The organism is Rhizobium ruizarguesonis, from assembly GCF_012349115.1.
Taxonomy (GTDB): Bacteria; Pseudomonadota; Alphaproteobacteria; order Rhizobiales; family Rhizobiaceae; genus Rhizobium; species Rhizobium ruizarguesonis.
The window spans coordinates 99,041-105,944 of sequence record NZ_PQIG01000071.1; the positions used below are offsets into that span (position 1 = coordinate 99,041).

Genomic DNA, 6,904 nt, shown 5'->3' on the forward strand with positions numbered 1-6,904 from the left:
TTTCACACTGGCGAAAGAGTTCATTGACCCTTCTGCGGCATGTTCCGGACGAAAAAGAACAAGTCACAGTGGAGATCAGCCACAATGAAGACCGGCATGTCCTTGGCTGCCACCGTCGCGCCGGATGTCCTGCGCCGCTACGCCAGCGATCAGATCGTAACCCTTGCCAAGCTCGTCGTCGAGAATGCCTTCCAGCCGATCGTCGAGGCCGGTACCGGCACGGTCTTCGGTTACGAATCCCTGATGCGCGGCCAGGACCGCATCGGCTATGATACGCCGGTCGACATTCTCGACGAGGCTCACCAGGCCGGCCAACTGCTGCAACTCGAGCAGATGGTCGCCAGCCGCGCACTCGCCAAATTCGCGACTCTGTCGAATTTCTCCACCTCGACGCTGTTCCTCAATCTCGATGTCCGGCTCATCCCGCATGGCGAAAGCCTGGTCGAGACCCTGCTGCAACACCTGCGCAAGGCCAATATTCCGCCATCCTCCGTCTGCTTCGAATTCTCCGAGCGTTTCGACAATACCAGCGTGCCGGAATTTTCCGGCCTGGTTTCCAGGCTGCGCAAGGCCGGTTTCAAGCTGGCGATCGACGATTTCGGCGTCGGCCATGGCGAGATGAAGCTGCTCTGCGATTATCCCGTCGATTATCTCAAAATCGACCGTCATTTCGTTGCCGAGATTGATCGCAGCCCGCGCAAGCGTCATCTCTTGAAAAGCATCGTCAACATTGCTCACGTGCTCGGCACGCGCGTCATCGCCGAAGGCATCGAGACCGAGGCCGAATTCATCGCCTGCCGCGAATATGGCGTCGACCTCGTCCAGGGCTGGTTCATCTCCCGTCCGACGACGCATATATCAGAGCTGGCGCCGTCCTTCCCGCATCTGCAGGAGCTCGGCAAGAGCAAGCGGGGCAGCCAGTCGCTCGATGAAATCCTCATCCGCAAGCAGATCGAGCTGCTGCCGACGGTCTACGAGAATGACAGCATCGACAGCGTCTTCGAACTCTTCCGGCGCAATCCGCGCCAGGCCTTCTTTCCCGTCCTCAATGCCAATGACGAGCCGCGCGGCATCATCCACGAGCATCACCTCAAGGAATATATCTACCAGCCCTTCGGCCGCGATCTCCTGAAGAACAAGATGTATGAGCGCAGCATCTCGCATTTCGTCGAGATGGCGCCGATCGTCGGCCTCGACAGCGACGCCGAGCAGCTGATGGCGATCTTCGCCAATATGGAAGGCAGCAACTGCCTGATCCTGACCGACAATATGCGTTATGCTGGCGTCGTCTCCGCCGCCTCGTTGATCAAGGTCATCAACGAGAAACAGCTGAAGACCGCGCAGGACCAGAACCCGCTGACCGGCCTGCCGGGCAATCGCGCCATCCGCGATTTCATGCGTCAGTCCGGCCGCGACGGCGATGAGCTCCGCCACTTCTGTTATTGCGACTTCGACAATTTCAAGCCGTTCAACGATGCCTATGGCTTCCATCTCGGCGATCACGCGATCTCGTTGTTTGCCGCGCTGATGCGCCGCTATTTCTTCGCCGAGCGCCATTTCCTTGGCCATGTCGGCGGCGACGATTTCTTCATCGGCATTGTCGGCTGGACCAAGGAGGAACTGACGGAGATCCTCGACCGGCTGATCAGCGATTTCCACGACGACGTGCGCGATCTCTATTCCGACGAAGACCGCGCCGCCGGCCGCATCCTCGGTCACGACCGCACCGGCGCCGAAGCTTTGTTCCCGCTGATGCGCTGCTCGATCGGCGTCATCGAACTGCCGGGAGGCCTCGTCATCGACGATATCAACCGCGTCAGCGCCGAGATCGCCATCATCAAATCGGCCGCCAAGGAAAGCGAGGAAGGCCTGGTCTTCCATCTCCTACAGCGCCGCGCGTCTTTTTAGACGCGCAAAGGACGCTGTAGCACTTATGCAGTGGGCGAGGCGAATTGACGCCTCTGCCACATCAAGCCTTCCCAAGCCTCCGGGGCTGATTTACTTCCTATGTTTTAGACAAAAGCTAGAGCGGTTCCGCGCACTTCCACCAAAAGCTGAACCGTTCCAGGGAGGAGCCGGTCATGCCATTGCCACAGGATATGCGTTTCGTTGATCTGCCCTCCTTTGGCGGGCCGGAGGTGATGACGATCGGCAGGCGCCCGCTTCCAGTACCCCAAGACGGGCAGGTTCTGGTGCGCGCCGAGGCGATCGGCGTCAACCGCCCCGATATTGCCCAGCGGCAGGGCAGCTATCCCGCGCCCAAGGATGCGAGCCCGATCCTCGGTCTGGAATTGTCGGGTGAAATCGTTGCCGTCGGCCCCGGCGTCCGCGGCCATGCCGTCGGCGACAAGGTCTGCGGGCTCGCCAATGGCGGCGCCTATGCCGAATATTGCCTGTTGCCGGCAGGCCAGATCCTGCCCTTTCCCAAAGGCTATGACGCGGTGAAGGCGGCAGCTTTGCCTGAGACCTTCTTCACCGTCTGGGCCAACCTCTTCCAGATGGCCGGGCTGACGGAAGGCGAGACGGTGCTGATCCATGGCGGTTCCAGCGGCATCGGTACGACGGCGATCCAGCTGGCCCGCGCCTTCGGCGCCGAGGTCTACGCGACGGCGGGCTCGAAGGAGAAATGCGAGGCCTGTGAAAAGCTCGGCGCCAAACGCGCGATCAACTACCGGACCGAGGATTTCGCCGAGGTCATCAAGGCCGAGACCGGCCACGGCGTCGATATCATCCTCGACATGATCGGCGCCTCCTATTTCGAGCGCAACATCGCCTCGCTGGCGAGGGATGGCTGCCTGTCGATCATCGCCTTCCTCGGCGGCGCGCTCGCCGAAAAGGTCAATCTCTCGCCGATCATGGTCAAGCGCCTGACGGTCACCGGCTCCACCATGCGGCCGCGCACGGCGGAAGAAAAACGCGCCATCCGCGACGATCTTCTCTCCGAGGTCTGGCCGCTGCTTGCCGCCGGCACCGTCGCGCCCGTCATCCACAAGGTCTTTGCCTTCGACGAGGTCGTCGAAGCCCACCGGCTGCTGGAAGACGGCAGCCATGTCGGCAAGGTCATGCTGCGCGTTGGCTAGAGCAATTCCAGCAAAAGTGTGCAGCGGTTTTGCCAGGCAAAGCGCGAAGCGCTTTTGCCGGGAATTGCGCCAAAACAAAGAGATAGGGCGCTCTTAGTGCGTCCTATCGGACGCGCGGCGCGGTAATGTCAGCGACACGCCGACGGCGAGAACACCAGGCAGCGCCATCAGCAGATAGAGCCAGTGCGCTGCCGACAGCGCGCCTGATATGCCGCCCGGATCGACGAGGCCGGCGCCATTGGCGATGACGCCGGAGAAGGCCGCACCAAAAGCGCCGCCGAGCGAACTCATTGTCGGGATCGCTGCGGAGGCCTTGTCCTTCTCGTTGTCGGCGACGAGTTTCAGCACCATGGCGACGAGATGCGCCCAGCCGAGACCGATGCCGAAGCCCATCATGAACATGCCGATCGCCGCCGGCAGGATGACGAGCATATGCGCCTCCGGATTGTCGCTCGCCAGGAAAATCGCGAGCGAAGCGGTCGCTGCCGCCTCGATGAGAGCGCCGATGACGATCGCCGCATAGGCCCGTCTGCCAGTCAGCGAGCCGCTGAGGAAGGCCGCGAATGTCCAGCCGAGGGCGACGAGCGCCACCAGATAACCCGATGCGAGTGGCGCCACCCCATGCAGGGTCTGCAGGAAATAGGGAATAAAGACATCGCTGACGAGCACGACGGTCATGGCGAGCATCGTCAGATAGACCCGTGCAATCGGCCGGGAAAGGCTGACGGCGCCGGACGGCAAGAGCCGGTTCGGGCTTCGGCCCTCGATGAAGAGCATGCCGGCGACCGCGACGACCGAGGCTGCAATCAAAGCGATTTTCGCGCCCGTCGTCTCGATCGCGCCGGCCGCACTCACCATTAGCACGGCAGCAAGCAGCAGTCCGATCTGGGCAACCGGGGTTTTCTCCTGCTCGCGGTCGTCCTCGACCTCGGGCAGAAGCCGCGGCGCCAGGAACGCCATCAGCAGCCCGAGCGGCACGAGCACGATGAAAGCATAGCGCCAGGCGTGACCCGAAGAAAAGAAGCCGCCGAGCGTCGGCCCGATGACGGTCGAGACCCCCCAGATCGCCGCATAGAGCGTCGAGGCCTTCGGCCATAGCGGCTCGGGATAAACGAAGCGGATGAAGGCATAGCCGAGCGCTGCAAGTGCGCCTGTTCCCAGACCCTGCACCGCGCGACCGATCAGCACCACCGGCATCGACGGTGCGGCTGCGGCAATCAGGCTGCCGACGCCGAAGACCAGTGCTGCGATCACATAGACGGATCGAAGTCCGATCCCGCGCGGCCGCATGGCGACGAAGATCGAGCCGAGCACCGCGGCGGCGACGAACAGGCTGGTGACCCAGGAAAACAGCGCGAGGCCGCCGATATCGCGCACGATCGAAGGCGCGATCGTCGCCATGATGTAACTCTCCACCGCATAAAGCGTCACGCCGCCGGCCAGCATCAAGGTTGCCGGCAGGTGCTCGGGCAGAAAGAGGCGGAAAAGGGAACTGGGGTTCGGGATGGCTGCGATCTGGTCGATATCCGACATGGGAGGAACTCGATATTTTTGCTGGCGAAGGATTATTTTCCAAGTTATAAATTGGAAAATTACACGTCATCCTGATTATAACAAGACTTGACTTGGAAAATATGCGCCAGTCCCCCGCCAACCGGATCCTGATCCTGATAAAGACCGACGGCCCGCAGCTTGCCGCTGCGATCGGCGATGCACTCGGCATTTCGGGTGAGGCCGCCCGCCAGCAGCTGTCGAAGATGGCGGAGGAGGGGCTGGTGGAATCGGTCACCGTTGCCGCCGCGGGCCGGGGCCGGCCGCGCCAGCTCTGGCACCTCACGGCCAGCGGCAACCGCCAGTTCCCGGATGGCCATGCCGAGTTGACGGCAAATCTCCTCGGCACGCTCGTCGAACAGCTCGGCCCCGCAGCCCTCGATACCGTCATCTCCGCCCGCGAGGCCGAGACGCTGCAGCGCTATCGGCAGGAACTCGGCAATGCCGACAACCTTGCCTCGCGCGTCGAGGCCCTTGCCGCGATTCGCACCCGCGAGGGCTATATGGCTGATCACTGGCAGGAGGCAGACGGCTCCTTCATGCTGGTCGAAAACCACTGCCCGATCTGCGCCGCCGCCGCCGCCTGCAGCGGCTTCTGCCGCTCCGAACTCGAAACCTTCCGCGCCGTCCTCGGCGCCGATATCGAGCGCAGTGAACACATCCTCCTCGGCGCCCGCCGCTGCGCCTACCGCGTCACGCCGCGTTGACGCCTGTCGATCGGAACGTCGTGGTTCAAGCCAACTGCCGCGCCTGCCGCCGGCTGCTTTCGAGATAGAGCAGCACTCCGATCGATGCGAGACCCGCGGCCGCGCCGACGAAGGCAGTGCCGGAATAATCGGTGATTGCGGTGCCGAAGGCGAAGAGGCCGGCGCTGATGCTAACGCCAATGAACGTGTTCAGCGAGATCAGCGAGGTTCCAAGTCCCGGTCGATCCGCGATCAGGTCCTGCAGATAGGTGATCGGCACGCTGAGGATCGCTGCCGCCCCGCAGGCATTGAAGAGAAGCAGTGCGTAGATGTGCCAGGGTGCCGAAGCAAAACCGAGCAGCAGCAGATAGACGCAATAGATCAGCGCGCCGAAGGCAAGCACATGCACGGTCCGGAAGCGGCGCTGCGCAAAGCCCCACATCATCATGAACGGCATCTCGAGCAAGGCCGTCAAGCCTGCCATGAAGCCGACATCAACCACGGTGCCACCGGCCGCATGGGTGATGATCAGCGGCAGGAGCATGGCGTTCAGCCGCTGCAACCCGAACAGCATCGCCATGACGGTGACGCGCGACAGCACATGCGGCACGAAGATCCGTTTCAGCGAAGCAAAGAAGCCGGCGTGATCGGGGGCAGGGCCGGCGGCGCCATTTCCGGGTGCGAAGAAGAAATACAGGCAGAAGCAGGTGCAGCTTGCCAATGCCGCGATCCCATAGGCCGGCGTCATCGACGGCGAACTGACGAGATAGAGGCCGATCAACCCCGGCGCCAGCGCCCATGAGCCGGAAAAGAGCGCCCGCACCGTTGCAGTGATCGCCGCCCCCTGGCCGCGGTCCATCTGATTGGTCCTGGCGCGCAGGCTGGCGAACAGCAGCGAATAGGTGGAATTGCTCATCGGCACCAGCAACAGCGTGGAGAAGATGAAGACCACGGGGCTATGAATGATCGCGATCGACCCGAAGCCGAGCATGCCGGCGACGCAAAGCCCCAGCACCAGCGGCCGGCGCTCTTTCAGCCTGTCCGACCAGATGCCGAGCGTCAGGCTCGTCGTGACGTTGACGATCGCCGAGAAGAACACCAGCGCTGAATAGGCGCCATTGCTCAAGCCGAGTTCGTTGATCCCGATGATCGACTGGTAGGGCGCGGTCGACGCATAGGTGAAGGCGAGCGCGACGAGTGTCACGGTCGGAATACGGATCCTGTTGTCGCGAAGGATCAAGGAAAAGGTGGATGGCATGGGGCGGTTCCTGATGCACCACTCTTAGCCGCATCGGATCCATCAGAGAAACGATAGTTTTAGATTGCTTCGGTCAATTTATGTGATGAATGTTTGGACGATGTGATCGCCGAATGAGCTCCGCAAAGCACGAGGATTATTTGCAGCTCTCATCCGGCTGCCGCCACCTTTTCACCGCCAGCGGGGCGAAGGGGATATGCCGCATCCGTTTCCTCAATCTTTGACGTTCCGTTTGGCAGGTCCCCTCGCCCCGTTTACGGGGAGAGGGTTAGGGTCATATGCGCTAGGTTTAGCCCTGGACATAAGGAATCTGGTTGTGATTCAAGCTT

The 6,904-nt window shown here is 62.0% G+C and carries 5 protein-coding genes; 3 read left to right on the plus strand and 2 right to left on the minus strand.

The genetic code is table 11. The features are described from left to right. Positions 1-39 precede the first annotated feature (39 nt). Positions 40-1,908 (plus strand): GGDEF domain-containing protein, encoded by a 1,869-nt coding sequence (locus C3Y91_RS13115; RefSeq protein ID WP_024322717.1) that lies wholly within the window; start codon positions 40-42, stop codon positions 1,906-1,908. 173 nt (positions 1,909-2,081) lie between these two features. Then, entirely contained in the window at positions 2,082-3,080 is a 999-nt protein-coding gene (locus C3Y91_RS13120) for an NAD(P)H-quinone oxidoreductase (protein ID WP_024322716.1), read from the plus strand. Positions 3,081-3,173: 93 nt separating this feature from the next. On the opposite strand, the gene C3Y91_RS13125 is transcribed toward C3Y91_RS13120, so the two are convergent. Beyond that, positions 3,174-4,613 carry an MFS transporter gene (locus C3Y91_RS13125; RefSeq protein WP_024322715.1) on the minus strand — a complete coding sequence of 480 codons (1,440 nt, stop codon included), beginning with the start codon at positions 4,611-4,613 and terminating at the stop codon, positions 3,174-3,176. A gap of 101 nt (positions 4,614-4,714) precedes the next feature. On the opposite strand from C3Y91_RS13125, the gene C3Y91_RS13130 reads away from it, so the two are divergent. After that, the gene (locus C3Y91_RS13130; RefSeq protein ID WP_042941439.1) at positions 4,715-5,338 is read left to right on the plus strand and encodes a helix-turn-helix transcriptional regulator; all 624 of its coding nucleotides are present in this window, start codon (positions 4,715-4,717) and stop codon (positions 5,336-5,338) included. 25 nt (positions 5,339-5,363) lie between these two features. Here C3Y91_RS13130 and C3Y91_RS13135 read toward each other — a convergent pair whose 3' ends face one another. Continuing rightward, positions 5,364-6,575 carry an MFS transporter gene (locus tag C3Y91_RS13135; RefSeq protein ID WP_130681379.1) on the minus strand — a complete coding sequence of 404 codons (1,212 nt, stop codon included), beginning with the start codon at positions 6,573-6,575 and terminating at the stop codon, positions 5,364-5,366. Positions 6,576-6,904: the final 329 nt, after the last annotated feature.

Coding starts and splice junctions, on each gene's coding strand:
- C3Y91_RS13115 (WP_024322717.1), top strand. CDS start 40: ATGTTCCGGACGAAAAAGAACAAGTCACAGTGGAGATCAGCCACAATG.
- C3Y91_RS13135 (WP_130681379.1), bottom strand. CDS start 6,575: ATGCCATCCACCTTTTCCTTGATCCTTCGCGACAACAGGATCCGTATT.
- C3Y91_RS13125 (WP_024322715.1), bottom strand. CDS start 4,613: ATGTCGGATATCGACCAGATCGCAGCCATCCCGAACCCCAGTTCCCTT.
- C3Y91_RS13120 (WP_024322716.1), top strand. CDS start 2,082: ATGCCATTGCCACAGGATATGCGTTTCGTTGATCTGCCCTCCTTTGGC.
- C3Y91_RS13130 (WP_042941439.1), top strand. CDS start 4,715: ATGCGCCAGTCCCCCGCCAACCGGATCCTGATCCTGATAAAGACCGAC.